The sequence below is a fragment of the Pseudomonas sp. LP_7_YM genome (assembly GCF_004364435.1).
Lineage (GTDB): Bacteria > Pseudomonadota > Gammaproteobacteria > Pseudomonadales > Pseudomonadaceae > Aquipseudomonas.
In genome coordinates, this window is the sequence record NZ_SOCT01000016.1 from 13,528 (window position 1) to 36,857 (window position 23,330).

At 59.5% G+C, this 23,330-nt stretch carries 20 protein-coding genes and 1 pseudogene; 11 read left to right on the forward strand and 10 right to left on the reverse strand.

Annotation, left to right across the window (positions count from 1 at the left end):
- Positions 1–23: 23 nt before the first annotated feature.
- The 7 genes from glyA to fdhA all read left to right on the forward strand — a co-directional run bounded on the left by glyA (position 24) and on the right by fdhA (position 9,072).
- Positions 24–1,277 carry a serine hydroxymethyltransferase gene (gene glyA / locus EC915_RS22850; protein ID WP_133752781.1) on the forward strand — a complete coding sequence of 418 codons (1,254 nt, stop codon included), beginning with the start codon at positions 24–26 and terminating at the stop codon, positions 1,275–1,277.
- Between the two features lie 15 nt (positions 1,278–1,292).
- Positions 1,293–2,543 carry a sarcosine oxidase subunit beta family protein gene (locus EC915_RS22855; protein WP_133752782.1) on the forward strand — a complete coding sequence of 417 codons (1,251 nt, stop codon included), beginning with the start codon at positions 1,293–1,295 and terminating at the stop codon, positions 2,541–2,543.
- Between the two features lie 22 nt (positions 2,544–2,565).
- Entirely contained in the window at positions 2,566–2,889 is a 324-nt protein-coding gene (locus EC915_RS22860) for a sarcosine oxidase subunit delta (RefSeq protein WP_133752783.1), read from the forward strand.
- A complete protein-coding gene (locus tag EC915_RS22865; protein WP_133752784.1) occupies positions 2,886–5,906 on the forward strand; it encodes a sarcosine oxidase subunit alpha in 3,021 nt (1,006 codons plus the stop codon). The genes EC915_RS22860 and EC915_RS22865 overlap by 4 nt, the downstream gene beginning before the upstream one ends.
- A 123-nt stretch (positions 5,907–6,029) precedes the next feature.
- Complete coding sequence (locus EC915_RS22870; RefSeq protein ID WP_133752785.1) at positions 6,030–6,662, forward strand: sarcosine oxidase subunit gamma; 633 nt, start codon at positions 6,030–6,032, stop codon at positions 6,660–6,662.
- Between the two features lie 154 nt (positions 6,663–6,816).
- Positions 6,817–7,674, forward strand: coding sequence for a formyltetrahydrofolate deformylase (purU, locus tag EC915_RS22875; RefSeq protein WP_133752786.1), 858 nt, complete (start codon positions 6,817–6,819; stop codon positions 7,672–7,674).
- 198 nt (positions 7,675–7,872) lie between these two features.
- A complete protein-coding gene (gene fdhA / locus EC915_RS22880) occupies positions 7,873–9,072 on the forward strand; it encodes a formaldehyde dehydrogenase, glutathione-independent (protein WP_133752787.1) in 1,200 nt (399 codons plus the stop codon).
- A gap of 41 nt (positions 9,073–9,113) precedes the next feature.
- Here fdhA and EC915_RS22885 read toward each other — a convergent pair whose 3' ends face one another.
- A complete protein-coding gene (locus tag EC915_RS22885) occupies positions 9,114–9,482 on the reverse strand; it encodes a hypothetical protein (protein WP_133752788.1) in 369 nt (122 codons plus the stop codon).
- Between the two features lie 257 nt (positions 9,483–9,739).
- Here EC915_RS22885 and EC915_RS22890 point away from each other — a divergent pair, with 257 nt between their 5' ends.
- Entirely contained in the window at positions 9,740–10,291 is a 552-nt protein-coding gene (locus EC915_RS22890; protein WP_166651064.1) for a DUF2780 domain-containing protein, read from the forward strand.
- Between the two features lie 113 nt (positions 10,292–10,404).
- Here EC915_RS22890 and EC915_RS22895 read toward each other — a convergent pair whose 3' ends face one another.
- On the reverse strand, positions 10,405–11,298 hold the full coding sequence (locus EC915_RS22895; protein WP_133752790.1) for an acyltransferase: 894 nt from the start codon (positions 11,296–11,298) through the stop codon (positions 10,405–10,407).
- 197 nt (positions 11,299–11,495) lie between these two features.
- Here EC915_RS22895 and EC915_RS22900 point away from each other — a divergent pair, with 197 nt between their 5' ends.
- Both EC915_RS22900 and EC915_RS22905 read left to right on the forward strand, forming a co-directional pair.
- Positions 11,496–11,996, forward strand: coding sequence for an ATP-dependent zinc protease (locus tag EC915_RS22900; RefSeq protein WP_133752791.1), 501 nt, complete (start codon positions 11,496–11,498; stop codon positions 11,994–11,996).
- Between the two features lie 59 nt (positions 11,997–12,055).
- Positions 12,056–12,325: pseudogene (locus EC915_RS22905) on the forward strand (response regulator); the annotation flags it as partial.
- Positions 12,326–12,385: 60 nt separating this feature from the next.
- Here EC915_RS22905 and EC915_RS22910 read toward each other — a convergent pair.
- The 8 genes from EC915_RS22910 to EC915_RS22945 all read right to left on the reverse strand — a co-directional run bounded on the left by EC915_RS22910 (position 12,386) and on the right by EC915_RS22945 (position 22,642).
- Entirely contained in the window at positions 12,386–13,699 is a 1,314-nt protein-coding gene (locus EC915_RS22910) for an MFS transporter (RefSeq protein WP_133752792.1), read from the reverse strand.
- Between the two features lie 451 nt (positions 13,700–14,150).
- Positions 14,151–14,348 carry a hypothetical protein gene (locus tag EC915_RS22915; RefSeq protein ID WP_133752793.1) on the reverse strand — a complete coding sequence of 66 codons (198 nt, stop codon included), beginning with the start codon at positions 14,346–14,348 and terminating at the stop codon, positions 14,151–14,153.
- Positions 14,345–15,478 (reverse strand): PepSY domain-containing protein, encoded by a 1,134-nt coding sequence (locus EC915_RS22920; RefSeq protein ID WP_133752794.1) that lies wholly within the window; start codon positions 15,476–15,478, stop codon positions 14,345–14,347. Before EC915_RS22920 ends, EC915_RS22915 begins: the two co-directional genes overlap by 4 nt.
- A gap of 81 nt (positions 15,479–15,559) precedes the next feature.
- Positions 15,560–17,995, reverse strand: coding sequence for a TonB-dependent siderophore receptor (locus EC915_RS22925; protein ID WP_133752795.1), 2,436 nt, complete (start codon positions 17,993–17,995; stop codon positions 15,560–15,562).
- A 145-nt stretch (positions 17,996–18,140) separates the two neighbouring features.
- Positions 18,141–19,130 (reverse strand): FecR family protein, encoded by a 990-nt coding sequence (locus EC915_RS22930; protein WP_133752796.1) that lies wholly within the window; start codon positions 19,128–19,130, stop codon positions 18,141–18,143.
- Positions 19,127–19,645, reverse strand: coding sequence for an RNA polymerase sigma factor (locus tag EC915_RS22935; RefSeq protein ID WP_133752797.1), 519 nt, complete (start codon positions 19,643–19,645; stop codon positions 19,127–19,129). The genes EC915_RS22930 and EC915_RS22935 overlap by 4 nt, the downstream gene beginning before the upstream one ends.
- 332 nt (positions 19,646–19,977) lie before the next feature.
- Positions 19,978–20,697 (reverse strand): PolC-type DNA polymerase III, encoded by a 720-nt coding sequence (locus EC915_RS22940; protein WP_133752798.1) that lies wholly within the window; start codon positions 20,695–20,697, stop codon positions 19,978–19,980.
- A gap of 10 nt (positions 20,698–20,707) precedes the next feature.
- A complete protein-coding gene (locus tag EC915_RS22945; RefSeq protein WP_133752799.1) occupies positions 20,708–22,642 on the reverse strand; it encodes a putative nucleotidyltransferase substrate binding domain-containing protein in 1,935 nt (644 codons plus the stop codon).
- Positions 22,643–22,867: 225 nt separating this feature from the next.
- Between EC915_RS22945 and EC915_RS22950 the strand changes: the two genes are divergently transcribed.
- Positions 22,868–23,314 carry a response regulator gene (locus tag EC915_RS22950; RefSeq protein ID WP_133752800.1) on the forward strand — a complete coding sequence of 149 codons (447 nt, stop codon included), beginning with the start codon at positions 22,868–22,870 and terminating at the stop codon, positions 23,312–23,314.
- Positions 23,315–23,330 lie beyond the last annotated feature (16 nt).

Sequence of the window (23,330 nt, forward strand, 5' to 3'; positions counted from 1 at the left end):
CGCGCCGCCGCTGGGAGAACCGCATGTTCAGCAAGCAAGACCAGATCCAGGGTTATGACGATGCACTGTTGGCTGCGATGAACGCCGAAGATCAGCGTCAGGAAGATCATATCGAGCTGATCGCCTCGGAGAACTACACCAGCCAGCGCGTGATGCAGGCTCAGGGCAGCGGCCTGACCAATAAATACGCCGAAGGCTATCCGGGCAAGCGTTACTACGGCGGTTGCGAGCACGTCGACAAGGTCGAACAACTGGCCATTGACCGCGCCAAGCTGCTGTTCGGTGCCGATTACGCCAACGTGCAGCCGCACTCCGGTTCTTCGGCCAACAGCGCTGTTTACCTGGCGCTGATCCAGGCAGGCGACACCATCCTGGGCATGAGCCTGGCGCATGGCGGCCACCTGACCCACGGTGCGAAAGTGTCGTCTTCGGGCAAGCTGTACAACGCCGTTCAATACGGCATCGACACCACCACCGGCCTGATCGATTACGACGAAGTCGAGCGTCTTGCCGTCGAGCACCAGCCGAAAATGATCGTTGCCGGTTTCTCGGCCTACTCCAAAACCCTGGACTTTCCGCGCTTCCGCCAGATCGCTGACAAGGTCGGCGCGCTGCTGTTCGTCGACATGGCCCACGTCGCCGGCCTGGTGGCTGCTGGCTTGTATCCGAACCCACTGCCCTACGCCGATGTGGTCACCACCACCACCCACAAGACCCTGCGCGGCCCACGTGGCGGGCTGATCCTGGCCAAGGCCAACCAGGAAATCGAGAAAAAACTCAACTCGGCTGTGTTCCCCGGCGCCCAAGGCGGCCCGCTGATGCACGTCATCGCGGGCAAGGCGGTGTGTTTCAAAGAGGCGATGGAGCCTACTTTCAAGGCGTATCAGCAGCAAGTGATCGATAACGCCCAGGCCATGGCGCAGGTGTTTATCGAGCGTGGTTACGACGTTGTGTCCGGCGGCACCGACAACCATTTGTTCCTCGTCAGCCTGATCCGTCAGGGCCTGACCGGCAAGGACGCCGATGCCGCGTTGGGCCGCGCGCACATCACTGTGAACAAGAACGCCGTGCCCAACGATCCGCAGTCACCGTTCGTGACGTCGGGCCTGCGCATCGGCACCCCGGCGGTCACCACCCGCGGTTTCAAAGTCACCCAATGCGTCACGCTGGCCGGCTGGATCTGCGACATTCTCGATAACCTTGGCGATGCCGATGTCGAGGCCAACGTTGCAGGTCAGGTTGCCGCGCTGTGCGCCGATTTCCCGGTTTACCGCTGAGTCAGGAGGAGCACCATGCAGCATTACTCAGGCTTTGGCCTCTTAAAACACTCCCTCAGCCACCACGAAAACTGGCAACGCATGTGGCGCACACCGACCCCGAAAAAAGTCTACGACGTGGTTATCGTCGGCGGCGGCGGGCACGGGCTGGCGACGGCCTACTACCTGGCCAAGGAGCACGGCATCACCAATGTGGCCGTGGTCGAGAAGGGCTGGCTGGGCGGCGGTAACACCGCCCGCAACACCACCATCGTGCGATCCAACTATCTATGGGACGAATCGGCTCACCTGTACGAGCACGCGATGAAACTGTGGGAAGGCCTGTCCCAGGACCTGAACTACAACGTCATGTTCTCCCAGCGCGGGGTCTATAACCTGTGCCATACGCTGCAGGACATGCGCGACTCCGAGCGCCGCGTCAGCGCTAACCGTTTGAATGGTGTAGACGGCGAACTGCTCAACGGCAAGCAAGTGGCCGAAGAGATTCCGTATCTGGATTGCTCCAGAAACACTCGCTACCCGATCATCGGCGCGACCGTGCAACGTCGTGGCGGCGTAGCCCGTCACGATGCCGTGGCTTGGGGCTATGCCCGCGCCGCCGACGCCTTGGGCGTGGACCTGATTCAACAGACCGAAGTGACCGGTTTTCGCAAGGAAAACGGCGTGTGCATTGGTGTGGAAACCAACAAGGGCTTCATCGGTGCCAAGCGGGTCGGTGTGGTGACGGCCGGTAACTCCGGTCATATGGCCAAGCTCGCGGGCTTTCGCCTGCCGGTCGAATCCCATCCGTTGCAAGCGCTGGTGTCCGAGCCGATCAAGCCGATTATCGACAGCGTGATCATGTCCAACGCCGTGCACGGGTATATCAGCCAGTCCGACAAGGGCGACCTGGTGATCGGTGCCGGTATCGACGGCTGGGTCGGCTACGGTCAGCGTGGTTCGTACCCGGTGATCGAGCACACCATTCAGGCCATCGTCGAGATGTTCCCGGTGCTGTCGCGCGTGCGGATGAACCGTCAATGGGGCGGCATCGTCGACACCACGCCGGACGCCTGCCCGATCATCTCCAAGACCCCTGTGCCGAACATGTTCTTCAACTGCGGTTGGGGCACCGGCGGCTTCAAGGCCACGCCGGGCTCGGGCAACGTGTTTGCCGCAAGCCTTGCCCAGGGTGAAATGCACCCGCTGGCCAAACCTTTCTCCATTGATCGTTTCCACAACGGCGCGCTCATCGATGAGCACGGCGCTGCTGCGGTAGCTCACTAACCACTAACAGGAGAGTTTTCCTATGTTGCACATCTTCTGTCCTCACTGTGGCGAACTGCGCTCCGAAGAGGAATTCCACCCGTCAGGCCAGGCCCACATCCCGCGTCCACTGGACCCGGCGGCCTGCACCGACGCCGAGTGGGGCGACTACATGTTCTTTCGCGACAATTCGCGCGGCCAGCACCACGAGCTGTGGATTCATGCCGCCGGTTGCCGTCAGTATTTCAACGCTACGCGCAACACCATGACCTACGAAATTCTCGAAACCTACCCGATTGGCACCCAGCCTCAGTTCAGTGAAACACCGGCGTCTGCAATCAAGAACACGCAGGGAGATCAGGTATGAGTCAGTCCAATCGCCTGCCCAACGGTGGTCGCATCGACCGTAGCAAGGTCCTGAATTTCAGCTTCAACGGCCAGACCTACCAGGGCTTTGAAGGCGACACCCTGGCCGCAGCCCTGCTGGCCAACGGCGTCGACATCATTGGTCGCAGCTTCAAATACTCGCGTCCTCGCGGCATCTTCGCGGCGGGTTCCGAAGAGCCCAACGCGGTGTTGCAGATCGGTGCCACCGAAGCCACGCAGATCCCCAACGTGCGCGCCACGCAACAGGCGCTGTACGCGGGGCTGGTCGCGACCAGCACCAACGGCTGGCCGAGCGTGAACACCGACATGATGGGGATTCTTGGAAAGGTCGGCGGCAAACTGATGCCGCCGGGCTTCTACTACAAAACCTTCATGTACCCGCAATCGTTCTGGATGACCTACGAGAAGTACATTCGCAAGGCTGCAGGCCTTGGGCGTTCACCGACTGAAATCGACCCCGATACCTACGACAACATGAACCAGCACTGCGACGTACTGGTGGTTGGCGCAGGCCCAGCCGGTCTCGCGGCAGCCCTGGCTGCCGCGCGCACCGGTGCCCGGGTGATCGTTGCCGACGAGCAGGAAGAATTCGGCGGCAGTCTGCTGGACTCTCGCGAAAGCCTCGATGGCAAGCCCGCAGCGGAGTGGGCCGCCACCGTCGTTGCCGAGCTCAAGGGTCTGGACAATGTGGTGCTGCTGCCACGCGCCACGGTCAACGGCTATCACGACCACAATTTCCTGACCATTCATGAGCGCCTGACCGATCATCTCGGGGATCGCGCGCCCATCGGCCAGGTGCGTCAGCGCATGCACCGCGTCCGCGCCAAACGTGTGGTGCTGGCAAGCGGGACTCACGAGCGTCCGCTGGTGTATGGCAATAACGACGTGCCGGGCAACATGCTGGCCGGAGCTGTTTCAACCTATGTCCGCCGCTATGGCGTGGCGCCGGGCAAAAAACTGGTGCTATCGACCAACAACGATTACGCCTATCGCGTTGCGCTGGACTGGCTTGATGCCGGTTTGCAGGTGGTTGCCGTGGCCGATGCACGTCACAACCCGCGCGGCGCGCTGGTGGAAGAGGCGCGTGCCAAAGGTATCCGCATCCTGACCGGCAGCGCTGTGATCGAAGCCCGCGGCAGCAAGCGCGTGAGTGGCGCCCGCGTTGCAGCCATCGACGTCAAATCGCACAAGGTCACCAGTCCCGGCGAATGGCTGGACTGCGATCTGGTGGCCAGCTCCGGCGGCTACAGCCCGATCGTGCACCTGGCCTCGCACCTGGGTGGCAAGCCGGTCTGGCGTGAAGACATCCTCGGTTTCGTACCGGGTGAAGCGCCGCAGAAGCGCATCTGCGTCGGTGGCGTGAATGGCGTGTATGCATTGGGCGATGCGCTTGCCGACGGTTTCGAAGGTGGCGTTCGTGCCGCCAGCGAAGCCGGTTTCCAGCCCGTCGAAGGCGTCATTCCGAAAGCGCTGAGCCGCGTCGAAGAGCCGACATTGGCGCTGTTCCAGGTGCCGCATGAGAAATCCACGACCCGTGCGCCGAAGCAATTCGTCGACCTGCAAAACGACGTGACTGCCGCTGGCATCGAACTGGCGACCCGCGAAGGTTTTGAGTCGGTCGAGCACGTCAAACGCTACACCGCGCTGGGTTTCGGCACCGATCAGGGCAAGCTGGGCAACGTCAACGGTCTGGCCATCGCGGCCCGCTCGCTGAACGTCACGATCCCGGAAATGGGCACCACCATGTTCCGCCCGAACTACACGCCCGTGACCTTCGGCGCGGTAGCCGGTCGGCACTGTGGCCATATCTTCGAGCCTGTGCGCTTCACCGCGCTGCACGCCTGGCACGTCAGAAACGGCGCCGAATTCGAAGATGTCGGTCAGTGGAAACGTCCGTGGTATTTCCCCAAGGCCGGAGAAGATATTCATGCGGCGGTGCGTCGCGAATGCAAGGCTGTACGTGACAGCGTCGGTCTGCTGGACGCCTCGACCCTCGGCAAGATCGACATTCAAGGCCCGGATGCACGGGAGTTTCTGAACCGCATCTACACCAACGCCTGGACCAAACTCGACGTGGGCAAGGCCCGTTACGGCCTGATGTGCAAGGAAGACGGCATGGTGTTCGACGACGGCGTCACCGCCTGTATTGCCGACAACCACTTCATCATGACCACCACCACGGGCGGCGCAGCTCGTGTGCTGCAGTGGCTGGAAATCTATCAGCAAACCGAGTGGCCGGACCTGAAGGTGTACTTCACCTCGGTGACCGACCATTACGCGACCCTGACTCTGTCGGGCCCCAACAGCCGCAAGCTGCTCAGCGAAGTGACCGACATCGACCTGGGGCGTGAAGCCTTCCCGTTCATGACCTGGAAGGAAGGTCTGGTCGGTGGCGTGCCGGCGCGTGTGTTCCGAATTTCGTTCACTGGTGAGCTTTCCTACGAAGTAAACATTCAGGCCGACTACGCCATGGGTGTTCTGGAAAAAATTGCCGAGGCGGGTAAACCGTACAACCTGACGCCGTACGGCACGGAAACCATGCACGTCCTACGGGCCGAGAAGGGTTTCATCATCGTTGGGCAAGATACCGACGGCTCGATGACGCCGGACGACTTGAACATGGGCTGGTGTGTCGGTCGTACCAAGCCGTTCTCGTGGATCGGCCAGCGCGGAATGAGTCGCGAAGACTGCGTGCGTGAAGACCGCAAACAGCTGGTGGGCCTTAAGCCCGTCGATCCGACCAAGTGGCTGCCAGAGGGCGCGCAGTTGGTGTTCGATCCTAAACAGTCGATCCCGATGACGATGGTCGGCCACGTGACGTCGAGCTACGCGGCGAATTCGCTGGGTTACTCATTCGCCATGGGGGTGGTCAAGGGCGGCCTGAAGCGCATAGGTGAACGGGTGTTCTCCCCGCAGGTGGATGGGTCGGTGATCGAGGCTGAGATTGTGTCCTCGGTGTTCTTTGATCCGAAGGGTGAGCGGCAGAACGTGGAGTAAACCGATTCGCGGATAAATTCGCTCCTACATTGGACTGCGGTGTCCTTTGGGGGCGAATTTATTCGCGATGCCGCCCCGCGATGCTTCGTCCGATGAAACGACAGAATTCAACACAGGTGCTCTATGACCACAGCCAACGTTTACCAACAGCGGCCAACGACCGACGTCAAAGCCGAGTCGCCGCTGTTTCACGCCGATCTGAAAAGCCTGGTCGGTAAAGGCCGCACCAACCCGGGTGTGGTGCTGCGCGAGAAAAAACTGCTGGGCCACTTGACCCTTCGCGGCAACGGGCATGATCCGCTGTTCGCAGTTGGTGTGCATAAGGCATTGGGCATGGAACTGCCCGGCGCGCTGGCGCTGGTGTCTAGTGGCGATCACTCGATCCAGTGGCTTGGCCCGGATGAGTGGCTGCTGATCGTGCCTACCGGTGAGGAATTTGCCATCGAGCAGAAACTGCGCGAAGCGCTGGAGGGTCAGCACATTGCGGTCGTCAACGTCAGCGGCGGTCAATCGCTGCTGGAACTGACTGGTCCGAACGTGCGCGAAGTGCTGATGAAATCCACCAGTTACGATGTGCATCCAAATAATTTCCCGGTGGGCAAGGCCGTAGGGACTGTGTTTGCCAAGTCGCAACTGGTGATTCGCCGTACCGGCGAAGAGACCTGGGAGCTGGTCATCCGCCGCAGCTTCGCCGATTACTGGTGGTTGTGGTTGCAGGATGCGAGTGCCGAGTACGGGCTTGGTGTCGCGGCCTGAGGATTTAACGCGCCTACAATGATCGTTCCCACGTCGAGGCGTCGAACCGTTTGCGTGGGAACGCCGCCCCTGATGTTTCGCGTCATTGTGATAGACGCGCAGCGTCCTGAATTGCGCTCCCCCGCGGAGCGTGGGAACGATCAGAGGAATATGCATGAGCCGCGCCCCCGATACCTGGATTCTGACCGCCGACTGCCCCAGTATGCTGGGCACGGTGGATGCGGTGACGCGCTATCTGTTCGAGCAGGGCTGCTATGTCACTGAGCACCATTCCTTCGATGACCGGCTGTCCAGCCGCTTTTTCATTCGTGTCGAATTCCGTCAGCCCGAGGGCTTCGACGAGGCGGCGTTCCGTACCGGACTTGCCGAGCGAGGTAAGGCTTTTGGCATGATCTTTGAGCTGACAGCGCCGAACTACCGGCCAAAAGTGGTGATCATGGTCTCCAAGGCCGACCACTGTCTGAACGACCTGCTCTATCGGCAACGTATTAATCAACTGTCGATGGACGTGGTCGCCGTGGTCTCCAATCACCCTGATCTTGAACCTTTGGCGCGCTGGCACGAGATTCCCTACTACCATTTCCCACTCGACCCTAACGACAAGCCTTCCCAGGAAGCCAAGGTCTGGCAGGTGATCGAAGATTCAGGCGCCGAACTGGTGGTGCTTGCCCGATACATGCAAGTGCTGTCGCCGGAGCTGTGCCGCAAGCTCGATGGCAAAGCGATCAACATTCATCACTCGCTGTTACCGGGCTTCAAGGGCGCCAAGCCTTATCACCAGGCCTACAACAAGGGCGTGAAGCTGGTCGGTGCCACGGCGCATTACATCAATAACGATCTGGACGAGGGCCCGATTATCGCCCAGGGCGTCGAGGCCGTGGATCATAGCCACTACCCCGAGGACCTGATTGCCAAGGGGCGTGACATCGAAGGCCTGACCCTGGCCCGCGCGGTGGGCTATCACATTGAGCGGCGGGTGTTTCTCAATGCCAATCGAACGGTGGTCCTGTAAGACACTGTTGGCTCCTACGCTCCGCGTGGGAGCTCGCCTGGTACGCTTTGCGTGCGATGTGTGACGCGCAGCGTCTTGGGTTGCATTACCACGCGCAGCGTGGGAACGATCAAGAGTCAGTGCGTTGCCGCCATCCCCAAGCAACGCATAACTCCGCTACACGGCTGTATTCATAACAACAATCAGCGAGGTGAAAGCATGTCTGGTAATCGTGGTGTGGTGTATCTCGGCGCTGGCAAGGTCGAAGTACAGAGGATCGACTATCCCAAAATGCAGGACCCGCGCGGCAAGAAGATCGAGCATGGGGTCATTCTGCGCGTGGTATCCACCAACATCTGTGGCTCGGACCAACACATGGTGCGCGGTCGCACTACCGCTCAGGTCGGCCTGGTATTGGGCCATGAGATCACCGGTGAAGTGATCGAGAAGGGCAGCGACGTCGAAAACCTGCAAATTGGTGATCTGGTGTCGGTGCCTTTCAACGTTGCATGCGGCCGTTGCCGGTCATGCAAGGAGCAACACACCGGCGTCTGCCTGACCGTCAACCCAGCGCGTGCCGGAGGTGCCTATGGCTACGTCGACATGGGCGACTGGACAGGTGGCCAGGCCGAATACGTGCTGGTGCCGTATGCCGATTTCAACCTGCTCAAACTGCCTGATCGCGACAAGGCCATGGAAAAGATCCGCGATCTGACCTGTCTTTCCGACATTTTGCCGACCGGTTATCACGGCGCGGTGACGGCTGGCGTGGGGCCTGGCAGCTCGGTGTACATCGCCGGGGCAGGTCCTGTGGGGCTGGCGGCTGCCGCCTCCGCACGTCTGCTGGGCGCGGCGGTGGTGATCGTTGGCGACGTCAACCCCGTGCGTCTGGCTCACGCCAAGGCGCAGGGCTTTGAAATCGCCGACCTGTCCAAAGACACGCCGCTGCACGAGCAAATCGCCGAGTTGCTGGGTGAGCCGGAAGTGGACTGCGCCGTCGACGCAGTAGGCTTCGAAGCCCGAGGCCATGGTCATGCAGGCGCCAAGGCCGAAGCCCCGGCCACCGTGCTCAACTCGCTGATGGGCGTGGTGCGCGTAGCGGGCAAGATCGGCATCCCTGGCCTCTACGTCACCGAGGACCCTGGCGCTGCCGATGCTGCCGCGAAAATCGGCAGCCTGAGCATTCGTTTCGGCTTGGGCTGGGCCAAATCCCACAGCTTCCACACCGGTCAGACCCCGGTCATGAAGTACAACCGCCAACTGATGCAGGCCATCATGTGGGACCGCATCAACATCGCCGAAGTCGTTGGCGTGCAAGTCATCAGTCTGGACGACGCACCGCGCGGTTATGGTGAGTTCGACGCAGGCGTTCCGAAGAAATTCGTGATCGACCCGCACAAGCTGTTCAGCGCAGCGTAATACGGTCCGCATGGGTTAAAAGGCGACCTCGGTCGCCTTTTTCATTTTTCCCGGATCAACTTCAGATAGGGCGACACAACGTTTTTATCCTTTGTGACCGTGGTCCCTCGGTAGCGACAGATGATCTTCTTGTCCTGCTCTTCCTCCGAATCAGGCCTCAACTCGTATTTCGGCTCGAGGAAACTGTCTTTGGTGGCCAGCGTTTCACCGTGCCATTTCGTCCCGTCAGGCGTGACGGCATCGTATTCATACCCTGCGTTATAGGGCGCAGGCATTGGCGTCACGTCACTTTTGAACGCCGATGCCTTGATAGCGCTGACATCGGGACAGACCGAGATATCACCCTCGGCACTCGCTTCGCCTGCCAGAAAAAGTATCACCAGTGCGGCCCAGGCGATTCCATTTCGCATGATTTGGTACTCCTTTACCTGCCTATGTATGAGGGTCCTTTTATGCTGTGGCGCGGTCTACTGTCAGAAGTGACAGTTTTAGAACCGATTGGAAATAACAACCGCTTATGGCAATAACTTTGCCTCGGTCTGGCTGAATTGCCAGGTTTTCGGTGTGCCGCAACGTTGGAACTTCCATTAGGACAGCGGTCCAACGCGAAGCTACTCCGGCCCTGGCCGGTTCTTTTGCAAGTGAGGTGGGCCCGATGAAGGTTTCAATGAAAAAAGCATGCGGCGCTGCATTGGTGACGCTGATGGCGCTGGCGGCGACCCCGGTCTTCGCTTTCAATCTGAACGACGCGGCGAATGCCGTTTCCGACGCCACCGGCGGACAACAGAAAGCCACCGCAGCACCTGAAGCGGCCGGCCTGCTCAACACGTTGGGCACCCAATTGAACGTCACCCCGCAGCAAGCCGTCGGCGGCACAGGCGCGCTGTTGGGGTTGGCGAAGAACAAACTGGGTGGCAGCGATTACTCGCAGCTAAGCAAATCCGTGCCGGGCATCGATCAACTGGCCGGCACCTCCGCGCTGGGCAGTCTGGGTGGCCTGAGCGGTATGCTCAGCAACTCATCCAGCAGCAACTCGGCGGTCAATAGTGCGCTGGGCAATGTGCAGAGCATGGGCGACGTGAACAATGCGTTCAGTGCGCTGGGCATGGACAGCGGCATGGTCGGTCAGTTTGTTCCGGTGATTCTGCAATACCTGGGGCAACAAGGCGCGAGCGGTTCGGCGCTCTCGGCGCTGAGTGGGGTTTGGGGCGCTAAGTGATCTTCACCGCCGCGCGTTCCTCGTAGGCGCGCGCTTGCCCACGATCACGGTGTGTCAGTGCTCTTCAACGTTCTGACAGATTGCAATCGCGGGCAGCGCGCTCCTGCGACACATCAGCCCTTTGGCGGCCTGCTTCGTAGCTGCGCAATCCGCGCGTCCTTCTCGATCCACAGCCCATTCACCCACGCCTGCACATACTCTCGAAACGCCGGGTCGTTTTCGTAGTCGCCTTGCCACAGTGCGGGGTCGAGTTCGTGGGTCTGGATGTCGACGATCACCCGAGACACCCGGCCCGAAATCAGGTCCCAAAAGCCGGGAATCTGCTCGCTCGGGTACGCCACGGTCACGTCCAGCACAGCGTCCATTTGCTCGCCCATTGCTGCCAGCACAAAGGCGACGCCACCTGCCTTGGGCTTGAGCAAGTAGCGATAGGGCGATGCCTGTTCGGCATGTTTGCCGGGCGTAAAGCGCGTGCCTTCCAGATAATTCACTACCGTGACCGGCTGGCGCTTGAACAGCTCACACGCCTCTTTGGTGATTTCCAGATCCTTGCCCTTAAGCTCAGGGTTGTTCGCCAGAAACGCCCTGGTGTAGCGCTTCATGAAGGGGTAGTCGAGGGCCCACCACGCCAGGCCCAGAAACGGCACCCAGATCAGCTCTTTCTTGAGGAAGAATTTGAAGAACGGCGTGCGACGATTGAGCGCCTGCACCAGCGCCGGAATGTCCACCCACGATTGATGGTTGCTGATCACCAGATAAGAGGTATCGCCGCGCAGACCTTCATGGCCGCTGATCTCCCAGCGCGTCGGGATACACAACCTGAAGATCAGCTTGTTGATCTCGGCCCAGGTCTCGGCAATCCACATCACGGCCCATGAGCAGCGATCACGCATTTCGCTCTGGAAGACCAGCTTGAGCAGCGCGAAGATCATCAGCGGCCCAAACAGCACCAGTGTGTTGAGCAAGAGCAGCAGCGTGACGGCAATTCCAATGAGCAGGTGACGCATAAAACACTCGTGGCGGATGTAATGGGCGGGCAATGATAAGCAGGTAGGTCGCAGTAGCCAAATCCGACCGTCGTCGACAGATGTTTCACCTGCCGGCGTGTAGCGTCAGGTCCTTCTTTGGTAAGCGAACGATACACAAAGTTGCGGTCTAAAATCGGGCCCGTGCAACGCCCAACCCATTGCGAGGAACCTGCTACGTGAAATCCCTTCTGGCGCTTTTGTCTCTGCTGGCGTTGCCTGTGATGGCCGCCGAACCGACGTTGTATGGTCGCTACGAATACATCCAGGTCTCCGAGATCGGCCAGACCCTCAAGGCCAAGATGGACACCGGTGCGCTCACCGCATCGCTTTCGGCCAAGGACATCGAGCTGTTCAAGCGCGATGGCGATGACTGGGTGCGCTTCCGTCTGGCGACCAAAGACGCTGACAACAACGTCTACGAACACAAGGTTTCGCGCATCAGCCGCATCAAAGGCCGCGCCGATGGCGAGGATGAAGACGAACCGGTCGACCCGACCAAACGCCCGGTGGTGGACCTTGAACTGTGCCTGGGCAACGTCAAGCGTACCGTCGAGGTCAACCTCGTGGATCGCAGCCACTTCAACTATCCGCTGCTGATCGGTGCCAAGGCCTTGCGTGAATTCGGCGCGGCCGTAAACCCTGCACGCCGTTATACGGCCGATAAGCCCGAGTGCTGATTGACGCGCGGGGCTGATAACCGGCACCGTTCCGGCTTTACGCCAAGTGCTCGGATGCCATGCCCCACACTCTGATTGTCGAAGACCAAGCCGCCATCGCCGATACCCTTGTCTATGCCTTGCAGGACGAGGGTTTCACCACCCCATGGCTAACCTTGGCCTGGCAGCGGTGGGAGCACCAGCGCGATACTCCTGCCGATCTGATCATCCTCGACATCGGTTTGCCCGACATCAGCGGCTTCGAAACCTGCAAGCAGTTGCGCCGTTTCACTGAAGTGCCGGTGATGTTTCTCAGTGCGCGCGATGGCGAGATCGATCGTGTCGCCGGGTCTGTCCAGTTGGATGACTGCGCCTTCGCGAGCAAGCTCGCCCCCCGCAAAGATGACTGTCTAAACGGTGCGGATGCCGTCCGGGGACTCGGACGGTGATTCACCGGATTGCACCGTCGCGGCGGGCGTCACCAGCGGTTTGGTCACAAACCAGATGATGGCGGCCGCGACGAGATCGAAGGCAGCCAAGGCTACGAACAGCGGTGAGTAGCCGACTTTGGTCACCATGATCCCCAGCACCAGCGTGAATAATGCCGCGCCGAGGAAACCAAACATGCCGCCCAGGCCTGTCGCGGTGCCCACTTCATTCTTGCCGAAGGAGTCTGAAGTGATGGCATACAGGGCGCCGGAAAGCGTCTGGTGGGCGAAGCCGCCAGCACAGAGCAAGGCAATGGCCACGTAGGGGCTGTCCACCAGACCGATACAGCCTGGCCCGATCATGCACAGCGAACCCAGGACCATGACCATCTTGCGTGAGGTCAGCAGCGACACCTTGAAATGCTTGTAGAAAAACGGGCTCAGGTAGCCGCCGAGCACGCAGCCAATATCGGCCGCGAGGAAAGGCAGCCAGGCGAACATGGCGATTTCCTTGATGTTCATGTGCCGCTCGGTCATCAGGTACAACGGAATCCACGCGTTGAACGTCTGCCAGGCCGGCTCCGAAAGCATGCGTGCCGAAGCGATGGCATAGAAGTTACGGGTGCCGACGATCTTCTTCCAGCGGGCGCGCTGGGTCGGCGCGTCCTTGAGGTGGGATTCCTGTCCGGCGAGGATGTAATCACGCTCTTCATCGCCGAGCAGGCGCTGATTGCGCGGGTGCTTGTAGAGCAGCAGCCAGCTTGCACTCCATAACAGGCCCAGCCCGCCGACGATGATGAATGCGACTTGCCAGCCACTGTGCAGGATCGCCCACACCACTAACGGCGGCGCCAGTAATGCACCGATGGACGAGCCGATGTTGAACCAGCCGATGGCGACCGAGCGCTCCTTGGCTGGAAACCATTCGGTGGTTGCCTTGATGGCAGCAGGAAAGCCTGCAGCTTCGGTGATGCCCAACAGACTGCGCAGAAACGCGAGGCTCTGCCACCCAGTCGCCATGGCTGCCGATGCGCAGGCAACCGACCAGGCCACGGCGAAAACGGCAAAACCGATCTTGGTGCCGATCGCATCGATCACATAGCCCGCCACCGGTTGCATGAAGGCATAGCCCATCTGCCAGGCAATCACGACGTGTGAGTACTGTTCGGTGGAAATATTGAGCTCGCTCATCATGGTGGGAGCGGCGACGGAGAGGGTATTGCGAGCCAGGTAGTTGACGATAAGCCCGCCTGTAATCAGCGCGACCATCCACCAACGGATGCCTTTTATTTTCATCAGGTCCACTCTGAGTATTGTTTTTATTCTGCGACGATTGTTATACGTCGTCGTATGACTGCGGATTTAGGCAAACGCCGCTTTTGTTGTCAATGCAAACTGCTTTTTCCACGATTGTATTTCTGTATGTCACAGAGTTGTGACGGAGCGACCGGGATATAGGGCGGTGGGTAAAGCGTGCGGATGATGAATCTGGCTCTCGCTGAAGCAGGAAGTGCTCAGTCGTATGATGAGGCGCGTCCATTCCTGCGCCGAGGGCACATTCAGCAGGCAGTTTTGCCCGACGCAGGCCCACTCTGTGGGAGCGAATACATTCGCCAGAGGCCAGGACTGTTCATGCACATGCGACGCCTGACAGATCTTTGGCAAATGAATTCGCTCCCGCAGCGGCTCTGTGTGCGGCTGCGGTTTCTGCGTCGTCAATTGAGGACGGGAATGGCAATTAAAGCGGTCAGCCGCAACCGCGCCGTCGCATCATCAGGCCCTTGATGCTCAGCCATGCGGGGATGCCCAGCCCTACCCACGACAGTACGTCCCAGGCACCGTCGCCCAGCAGCGCCGCGAACAGGCCTGCAGCGGTCAGCAACGCAATCCATGTGGGTTTGCTGAAGGTCTTCCAGAAGGCCGAGTGTTTCCGGTGCCGGGTCATGCCGCCTCCACTGCCTGACGAGCGTTGGCCGTCACAGCCGCGCGGCGCCTTACCCACCACAGATACACGCCGCTGCCCAACACGATGATGGTCAGCACATCGAGCACGCCCCAGAGAACCTTCATCGGCATGCCGCCGTAGTCACCGAAGTGCAAAGGTTGCGACAGCAGCAGCGCATCCATGTACCAGGGGCTGTTGACGATCGCCGTCACGGTGAGGTCTTTGGCGTCGATCAGCACGGGCGTCAGCAGGTGAGAGGTCAGGTGCGTGTTGCCTTTCATGAACACGGCGTAGTGGTGTTCACTGGAAAAACGCGAGCCCGGGAATGCGATGAACGAAGGCTCGGCGCCGGGCACCGTGGCCTGGGCGATGTCCAGCAGGTGGGTCGCAGGCGCTCGATCGGTCAGCGGCGGCGCGTCACGGTAAGGCGCGACCATGGCGGCCAGCGCATCGTTGCGCCACTGCGCGATCACCAGATCAGCGCAGGCATTGAGCACACCGGTCAAGCCGACCACGAACGCCCAGGTGAGTGTCACCACGCCAATCAGGTTATGCAGGTCGAGCCAACGCACACGGTTCGATTTGTTCGGGCGTACGGTGGCAAAATCCAGACGGCGCATGAAGGGCGCATACAGCACCACGCCTGAAACAATCGCTAATACAAAAAGCAGCCCCATGAACGCCAAAAGCAGCTTTCCGGGCAGCCCTGCATACATGTCCACGTGTAAACGGAGCATCACCATCATGAAGCCGCCGTTGGCTGAAGGTGTTTCCACCGCTTGGCCGGTACGTCCGTCGAGCATGAAGGTATGGGTGTCGTTGGGGTCGCCGCCTGCGGTTTTGCCCATGAACGCGTAGAGCCCGTTCGGCTCATCCTCGTCCCAGCCGAAGTACTGCACCACCTCGCCGGGGCGGTGGGCTTGGGCGGCTTTCACCAGCTGTTGAAGGTCCATGCGCGGCGTATCGGCGGGCATTTCCCTAAGTTCGGGGGCATCGCCCAGCAGATGTTCGATCTCGTGATGAAACACCAGCGGCAAACCGGTAATCGCCAACATCAGCAGGAACAGCGTGCAGATCAGGCTGCTCCAGGTGTGGATGAACGACCAGCGGCGGATGGTTTGGCTCTTCATGTGCACATACCGAAATGGACGAAAGCAAAAGGGCCGCTGTTTCGAGCGGCCCTTGTTTTACAGCTTCAGGATTTTAAACGATTACCATTTGTAGTTCACGCTGGCGACAACGCTGCGCTGGTCGCCGTAGTAACAGTAGTAGCTGTCACAGGTGGAGATGTAGTCCTTGTCAAACAGGTTGGTTGCCTTGACCGAAACGGTGGTGCCTTTGAGTGTATTAATTACGCGACCCAGTTCATAGTGCACTGACGCATCAACGACGGTATAGGCATCTGCCTTGCCAAGCCATGTATTCGCCTGGTCTCCATAAGTATTTCCGGTATATCGCACTCCGCCACCGATACCGAAACCATCCAGCGCACCCTCATGCCAAGTGTAGTCAGTCCACAGTGAAGCCTGCTGGTTTGGCATCAGTTGTAGACGGTTGCCCTTGAATTCACCTTTTTGTACCTCTGACTTGGCTAAGGTGTAGGCGGCAATGACCTTGAGATTATCTGTAACATCAGAGACGGCCTCCAGCTCCAGACCCTTAACCTTCACTTCGCCGGTCTGGCTTGTGATCGAGACGCCACCACTGTTTGTAGAGGTGACCGATACGTTCTTCTGTGTCAGATCATAAACGGCTGCACTGAGCAGAGTTTTACTACCTGGTGGCTGGTATTTGATCCCCAGTTCCCACTGCTTACCCTCAGTCGGCTTGAATGAATCAGTAGGAGAGGCAGTGGCATTGCTAGTCGGCTGGAAAGATTCAGCATAGGACAGATAGGGTACGAGACCGGAGTCGAACACGTAGCTAACTGCTGCGTTGCCGCTGAAGTTTTTGTCGCGTTCGGTATTGGTAGCATCGGCCTTGTTGAAAAACTTCGTCCCCGTATGAACCCAGTCTTCACGTCCACCAAGCGTTAGACGCCACTGGTCGAGCGCAATCTGATCTTGGACATAAGCGCCAGTCTGGACAGTTTTCTGGTCGTAATCGTAAAACGCTGAGGAGCGTGGCGGACGAGTGATAGGCAGACCGTAAACAGGGTTGTTCACGTTGATGCCGGGGGCTGTACCAAAGATTGATGTGTAGTTGGTATTGTTACGCTGCTGATCCAGTCCGATAAGCAGGGTATGAGCGATGCTGCCGGTATTGAAGTTGCCTTGCAGGTTATTGTCCACAGCAAACTGAGAAATGTCCTCATCGGTGCTAGTGGTGGTACGAGAAGCCAGATTTCCTTGGTCATCGATCTGAGTGAACGGATACGAGCCGGGTGTAATTGCTTGAAAGGACAGATCCGATTTGGTGTACCTCAGATTTTGACGGAACTGCCAGGTATCGTTGAATCGGTGCTCGAACGCGTAACCCAGCGCGTAGTAGGTACGATCGTAATATTCCCATTTCGGGTCGCCCAGATTCTTGTGATGTGAGACATCACCGAAGGGCATGCTGATCTTCGTGCCTTGAATCGGATAAAACTGGCTGGTGGTGCCTGTATCGTCACGCGTGAATTGGCTGAGGAAGGTCAGTTTGGTATCCGAATCTATATTCCAGGTCAGGCTTGGCGCGATGTTGTAGCGCTTGTTCCCGATATGATCGACTTGGGTGTCGCTGTCCCGCAGTACACCACTGAGACTATAGAGAAACTGGCCTTCATCATCGATTTTCCCGGTACTGGCGAAGTCGATCTGGCGATGGTTGTCACTGCCGTACTGCAGTTCGATCTCATGATTTGTTTCGGCTTGAGGACGGCGGCTAACCATGTCGAGCAGGCCACCCGGAGGTGTCTGGCCGTACACAGACGAAGCTGGGCCGCGTAACAGGGCGACCCGGTCCAGATCCCAGGTTTCGAGTTTCGGGTTGGCGTACACCCCTTTTGCTAGAGGTAAGCCATCAAGAAACTGAGTCGGTTCAAAGCCTCGGACGCGCAACCAATCAGCGCGCGTATCGCTGCCGAAGCTGCTGGAAACAATACCAGGCATGTATTTCACGGCGTCGTCGAGATTCTGCACGCCGCGATCCTGCATCTGCTGACGGGTCGCAACCGAAATCGAACGCGGCGCTTCGGCCAGCGCGGTGTCGGTCTTGGTGCCTGCGGCCGTACGAGTGGCCGCATAGCCTTCAACCGGCCCCCATGCGCTTTCAACGGCTTCCTGACGACCCTGAATGCTGGTTTCCGGTAGCGCCATTACACCTTCCGGTGCGGCGATCAGGCTGTAGGTCCCGGCCGAGGTCTGGCTCAGCTGCAAACCCGTGCCGCGCAACGCCTGTGACAGCGCGCCCGGCGCGTCGAACTGACCCTGGACCGGTGAAGACGTGCGCCCTGCGGCCAGCGTCGGGTCCAGCGACAGTGCCAAACCAGCCTGGCTGGCGATTTGCGTCAGCGTGGTGGAGAGCGACGCGGCTGGCAGGTTGTAGGCACGAACACTGGAGGCCTGAGAAGCCGCCATTGACTGCGTGCTCGCCAGGGGTGCGGCAAGGGCAACGGCGACTGCCAACAGGCTCGGTCGCAGAAGGGTTTGAAGCGTGCGGGACATGGGCGGCTCCTGAGTTGAATGTGCTCAATGCCTATGTGCCGGACGAGATTTGAAAAGTGATAGGGCCTGATCGAAAATAATTTAGATTTACAATTTGGGAATGGCAGGGGCTCATCGCAACGAACTTGGGCCACAGGCGCATTCTTCACATCTTGCGCGTCGTGTTTGCCTCGCTCGCCACCACCATGACCCACCAATGCGTGCGCGCCTCGATCTCCACGGGCAAGGTCGGCATCAGTGCCTTGAGGGCCAGATCGGTGTCATTGAGCGGGAAGCTGCCGGTAATCCGAAGATCAGCGACGTCCGCTGCAACGCCCAGATACCCCTGACGATAGCGGCTGATTTCCGCAACCACGTCTCTGAGCGGCGCGTTGTCCACCACCAGCATGCCGCGCATCCAGGCATCCGTTCCCGGCGCGATGGCGACCATCGGGCCCAGGCTATGGCGCTGAATCAGCATCTGCTGGCCTTCATGCAGGATCATTTCTTTATCGGTTGCCTGTGGATGAGCCGCGACGGCCGACTGCAGCACGCTCACCAGCGTGCCGTCGTTGCGTCGCTTGACCAGAAATTTGGTACCCAGGGCCCGCATTAGGCCCTCGTTGGTTTCGACGATGAAGGGCCGCGGATCCTCGTGGCTGCCGGTTTCAACGAAGATCTCTCCCTCCTGAAGGACGACCCGACGCTGTCGGGCATCGAATCGTACGTCCAGCGCGCTATGGGTATTGAGGCGAATGAGGGTGTTGTCCGATAGCCGGATGGTGCGTTGCTCACCGGTGGCGGTGCGCTGGTCGGCCAGCCAGTAATTCACCGGCAGCAGGCGCTCGCCCAGAAAAACGGTCAGCCCCAGCGCCACGGCGATACCGGCTACACCACGACCCAGCTTGCTCACTTTCCGGCCAACGCCTTCGCGAGAACGCATCAATGCCGAGCGTGCAGGGCCTGTGGTCCGTGCGAGTCGCTGATCGAGCATGCCCAATTGCATCCAGGCGCGGGCATGCTCTTCGCTGGCGGCATACCACCTGGCGAACTCCTCGCGTTCGGTCTCGCTGCCCTGCCCACCATCCAGACATAGCTGCCAGGCGATTGCAGCATCCAGCACCTGCGAAGAAACCGGGCGCGCGGTGATGCTCATATGGGTTCGCCATACAGCGCGATGTAGCACTGACGAATGCCCTGGGTCAGATATTGCCGTACGCGCGGTACGGAAACGCCAACCTTCTCGGCGATTACGGCGTGGCTCAAGCCATCCAGCCGGTTGTACAGAAAGGCCGCGCGCGCCTTGCTGGACAGCTTGCCGAGCATGCGGTCTATGGCTTTGAGGTCTTCGAGGATCAGTTGCTGTTCTTCAAGTGAAGGGTGTTCGCCTTCCGGAATCAGCATCAGTTCGTTGAGGTAGGCCTGTTCGAGGGCTGCGCGACGGAAATGGTCGAACATCAGCCCCTTGGCCACTTGCACCAGGAATGCCCGCGGTTCGCGTGGCGTATCCAGATGCTCTCGGCCCAGTAAACGGGTGAAGGTGTCCTGACTCAGATCTTCGGCCCGGTGCGGGCAGGCGACATTACGCTTCAACCAGGCCAGTAACCAGCTGCGATGATCGCGATAGAGCGTTCCGACTAGCTGATGTTGAGGACTTTGGAGTGACGACACGTACGCACCGAGGAGAACAAAGTAACTAACGAGAATTATTCGCGATTGTGTCAGAGCCAGGGAATGCTGGCAATTGGTCCGTGTAAGAAGGAGCCGAGCGGTTTGATTTCGGGAAATTTCTGCGCAGCAATGAGGACAGAAGATGTTTGAGGGCCCGAGGATGACCCTTTCCGGGAACGAATTCATTCGCGAAAAATAGACCCGGCCCTAGAGATGCATTGCCTGTACCGCCCCCCGCGAATGAATTCGTTCACACAGGTATCCGGTCAGGGGCCGCAGATCAGGGGTTATGGATCAGGGTTACGGATCGGATGTGGCGACGTGGCCGCGTGCTAAAACGAATGCGACTGCTGCCGGCGTCGCCACTTCGCCAGGCTCTGTTCCAGCCGCGCCGGGCTGTCCATGTCCTGGCGTCGGGCATGACTGAACAGGATCAGTGCCAGCTCAGCGGTCACCAGGGCATCGGCGCTGGCGTGATGGCGCTCTTGAGCCTGCAGGCCGAAAAAACCGGTCCAGTCATCCAGTCCCGCTTGGCGCAGGCACGCGTGCGGACACAGCAGCGGAGCCATTTCAGCAATATCCAAAAACGGGTGCTGCAGTTTGTATCCCAGGCTTTCTTTTAATGCGCGGCTGATCATGTGCTGGTCAAAGGGCGCATGAAACGCCAGCAAGGGGCTGTCACCCACGAACGCCATGAAATCCAGCAGCGCCTCCACCGGCTCGCTGCCCGCCGCGATAGCGCTTGGGCCCAGACCATGAATCAGCACGCTCGGAGTGAGCTTGTGGTCTGCACGCAACAACGTGCGCTCAAACAGCTGGCCAAGATCGATGGCGCTGTCCTCGATGACCACGGCCCCAATGGACAGCACCTGATCGCGGTTCATGTTCAGCCCGCTGGTCTCCAGATCCAGCACCACCCAGCGCTGCTCACGCAGTGGTTGCTCACTGAGCACAGCGGGACTCGCCAGCTTAAGCCGGCGCTGTGTTTGTTCGTGTGTCAGGTCCGGCGCCTTGGCGCGTCTGGTGGGCTTGAGCCATTGAAACAGATTCATGGGCGGTCGCTTAAAGTTGGTAGCGCAGGGTCAGGCTCATTTGCAGCCGTTGCGCCTGACGAAATGATTCACGCAGGATTCGTCGGTCCAGGTGGTTGAGCACGTCAGGGTCAATCCGATTGGAATACGGCAGGTTCTGTCGGCTCTGCTGTTGATGCTGCTGCATGCGGGTCTGCTGGATGAAGTGATAGGCCTCTTCATACGCCGCACCGTCCAGTGGGTCGATAACGTCTTTGGCGACCAGCTGGCGCAGACGCTCCAGGGTGTTATTCGCCGCGACGCCGTGGGCCAGTGCAAGCAACCGCGCGCCGTCGACGAACGGTGTAAGACCTTGGGTCTTGAGGTCCAGCGTGTCCTTCTCGTGGCCTTTACGCACAACCACGAAGTCCTTGAACCGTCCCACCGGCGGTCGCTGGCGCAAGGCGTTGTCGGCCATCATGCGTTGAAACAGCGTGTTATCCGCGACCTGCGCCAGAATGCTCTGGCGCAGTTGCTCGCCGCCACGTTCATCGCCCCAGACCACGCGCAGGTCGAAATAGATGCTGGAAGACAACAGGTTTTCTGGCGTCGCTTCACGAATGAACGAGCCAAATCGCCGTGCCCATTCGGTCCGGGACAGGCACAACTCGGGGTTGCTGGCCATGATCCCGCCCTTGCACAACGCAAAACCGCACTGCGCCAAACCCTGATTGATCCGCTCGGCGATCGGCAGCAAAAGCCCGCGAATGCGCGCAGCTTCGGCGGCGTCGGGAGCTTCGAACAGGATGCCATTGTCCTGATCGGTATGAAGCGTCTGCTCGCATCGGCCCTCGCTGCCAAAGCACAGCCAACTGAACGAGACGCCCGGATCGCCTTGTTCTTCCAGGGTCAGTTCAATGACGCGGCAGACCATGTGGTCGTTGAGCGGGGTGATGATCTGGGTGATCTGCGTGGACGAGGCGCCATGGGCCAGCATTCGATCCACCAACTGCACGATGTCGCCACGCATATGGCTCAACGAATCGATGCGCGGCGCGTTGCGGATGGTCCGCGCCAGGTGCACCAGATCCACCCGTTGCAGGGAAAACAGGTCGCGCTCGGACACCACGCCGCACAGGCGCTGATCCTTTACAAGGCAGACATGCGCGATATGACGTTCAGTCATGGCTAACGCCGCATCGAATGCGCTGGCATCGGGACTGAGATGGAAGGGCGCCTGAATCATGCTGTGACTGATCGGCTGGCCGAAGTCGGCGTTGACGTCTGCCACGACTTGCCGCAGATCGCGCAGGGTAAAAATCCCCAGCGGCGCCTTGGCTTCATCGACGATCACGATGCTACCTACCTGCTGCTCATCCATCCGTCTGACGGCCTCGCGCAACGGTGTTTCTGGCGAGCAGGTCACCGGGTGACGCATGGCCAGATCGCCCAGGCGCGTGTTCAGCGAATACTGAGTGCCGAGTGTTTCCACGGCCTTCTGCTTTACTTGCTGGTTAACCTGTTCCAGCAGACTACTGACACCGCGCAGGGCAAAGTCGCGAAAGCAACTGGAAAGGGCGAACAGCTTGATGAAAGCCTGTTTGTTCAGTTGCAGGCAGAACGTGTCTTCGGCCGCCAGATGCTCAGTGCGCGTGGCGCGTTCGCCCAACAGTGCGGCAATGGGAAAGCATTCGCCGAGGGTGATTTCGAAAGTGGTTTCAGTGCTGCCTTTGGCCGGATGCGGTCGTTCGCCGACAACGCGGCCTTGTTTAACAATATAAAAATGCTCTACTGGCCCATCGCCAGGCTTGATGATGCTCTCATCCGTAGCGTAGAAACGCAGCTGGCATTGCTCGACCAGATACGCGAGATGAGTGTTCTCCATCTGATTGAACGGCGGGAATTTTTGCAGGAATTGCATGGTGCCGTGGATGTTCTGCAATATGGCCGTCCTGCCAGCCTTGGTGAACGCATCCGCTTTGCTCATGACCGTTACCACTTGTTGTTATGGCTTCATGGTCGGCGGCTTGTCGGGCAGTGCCCATTGGACGTAAGTCTTAGGTCGCGGGAAACGCGTTGGAGCGCATTGCGTGGTGGTGTACAACCACAGCATGCGCAGGTCGCAATGGCCTGGCAGGAAGCCGACAAAGTGCGCAAGGTTTTGAGTCTGTTTGCGCTGTCAGAATGAAGTCGACGGGAAGATGAAACGGGTATGTTCGATCACGACATTTTGAGTGATGAAGAGCGCGAAGCCCTCAATGAGGTAATGCTTGCCCCTGCATCGCAATCGCCACAAAGAGTACTGATCGTGGATGACGACAGGGATGCTCGGGAAATCCTTGCTGAAATCCTGAGCCTCAACGACATCAGTTGCATCACCGCTGCTGGCGGCACCAGTGCCATGCATCTGCTGGAAACCCGGCCTTCCATTGCGCTGCTGATCACCGATCTGCGGATGGCGCCGTGCGACGGACTGGATTTGATCCGGCAGGTCAGGGATTCGGCTCGGGCGGCGATGCCCATCATCATCGTTTCAGGCGATGCTCATGTGCGCGACGCAATCGATGCCATGCACCTGAGCGTGGTGGATTTCCTGCTCAAGCCGATCAACACCAAGCAGTTGTTGCGGTTGGTGAAGCGGGAGTTGGGGATGGAGTAAGTTCACCACCGGCCCA

Coding starts and splice junctions, on each gene's coding strand:
- glyA (WP_133752781.1), top strand. CDS start 24: ATGTTCAGCAAGCAAGACCAGATCCAGGGTTATGACGATGCACTGTTG.
- EC915_RS22855 (WP_133752782.1), top strand. CDS start 1,293: ATGCAGCATTACTCAGGCTTTGGCCTCTTAAAACACTCCCTCAGCCAC.
- EC915_RS22860 (WP_133752783.1), top strand. CDS start 2,566: ATGTTGCACATCTTCTGTCCTCACTGTGGCGAACTGCGCTCCGAAGAG.
- EC915_RS22865 (WP_133752784.1), top strand. CDS start 2,886: ATGAGTCAGTCCAATCGCCTGCCCAACGGTGGTCGCATCGACCGTAGC.
- EC915_RS22870 (WP_133752785.1), top strand. CDS start 6,030: ATGACCACAGCCAACGTTTACCAACAGCGGCCAACGACCGACGTCAAA.
- purU (WP_133752786.1), top strand. CDS start 6,817: ATGAGCCGCGCCCCCGATACCTGGATTCTGACCGCCGACTGCCCCAGT.
- fdhA (WP_133752787.1), top strand. CDS start 7,873: ATGTCTGGTAATCGTGGTGTGGTGTATCTCGGCGCTGGCAAGGTCGAA.
- EC915_RS22885 (WP_133752788.1), bottom strand. CDS start 9,482: ATGCGAAATGGAATCGCCTGGGCCGCACTGGTGATACTTTTTCTGGCA.
- EC915_RS22890 (WP_166651064.1), top strand. CDS start 9,740: ATGAAAAAAGCATGCGGCGCTGCATTGGTGACGCTGATGGCGCTGGCG.
- EC915_RS22895 (WP_133752790.1), bottom strand. CDS start 11,298: ATGCGTCACCTGCTCATTGGAATTGCCGTCACGCTGCTGCTCTTGCTC.
- EC915_RS22910 (WP_133752792.1), bottom strand. CDS start 13,699: ATGAAAATAAAAGGCATCCGTTGGTGGATGGTCGCGCTGATTACAGGC.
- EC915_RS22915 (WP_133752793.1), bottom strand. CDS start 14,348: ATGACCCGGCACCGGAAACACTCGGCCTTCTGGAAGACCTTCAGCAAA.
- EC915_RS22920 (WP_133752794.1), bottom strand. CDS start 15,478: ATGAAGAGCCAAACCATCCGCCGCTGGTCGTTCATCCACACCTGGAGC.
- EC915_RS22925 (WP_133752795.1), bottom strand. CDS start 17,995: ATGTCCCGCACGCTTCAAACCCTTCTGCGACCGAGCCTGTTGGCAGTC.
- EC915_RS22930 (WP_133752796.1), bottom strand. CDS start 19,130: ATGAGCATCACCGCGCGCCCGGTTTCTTCGCAGGTGCTGGATGCTGCA.
- EC915_RS22940 (WP_133752798.1), bottom strand. CDS start 20,697: ATGAATCTGTTTCAATGGCTCAAGCCCACCAGACGCGCCAAGGCGCCG.
- EC915_RS22945 (WP_133752799.1), bottom strand. CDS start 22,642: ATGAGCAAAGCGGATGCGTTCACCAAGGCTGGCAGGACGGCCATATTG.
- EC915_RS22950 (WP_133752800.1), top strand. CDS start 22,868: ATGTTCGATCACGACATTTTGAGTGATGAAGAGCGCGAAGCCCTCAAT.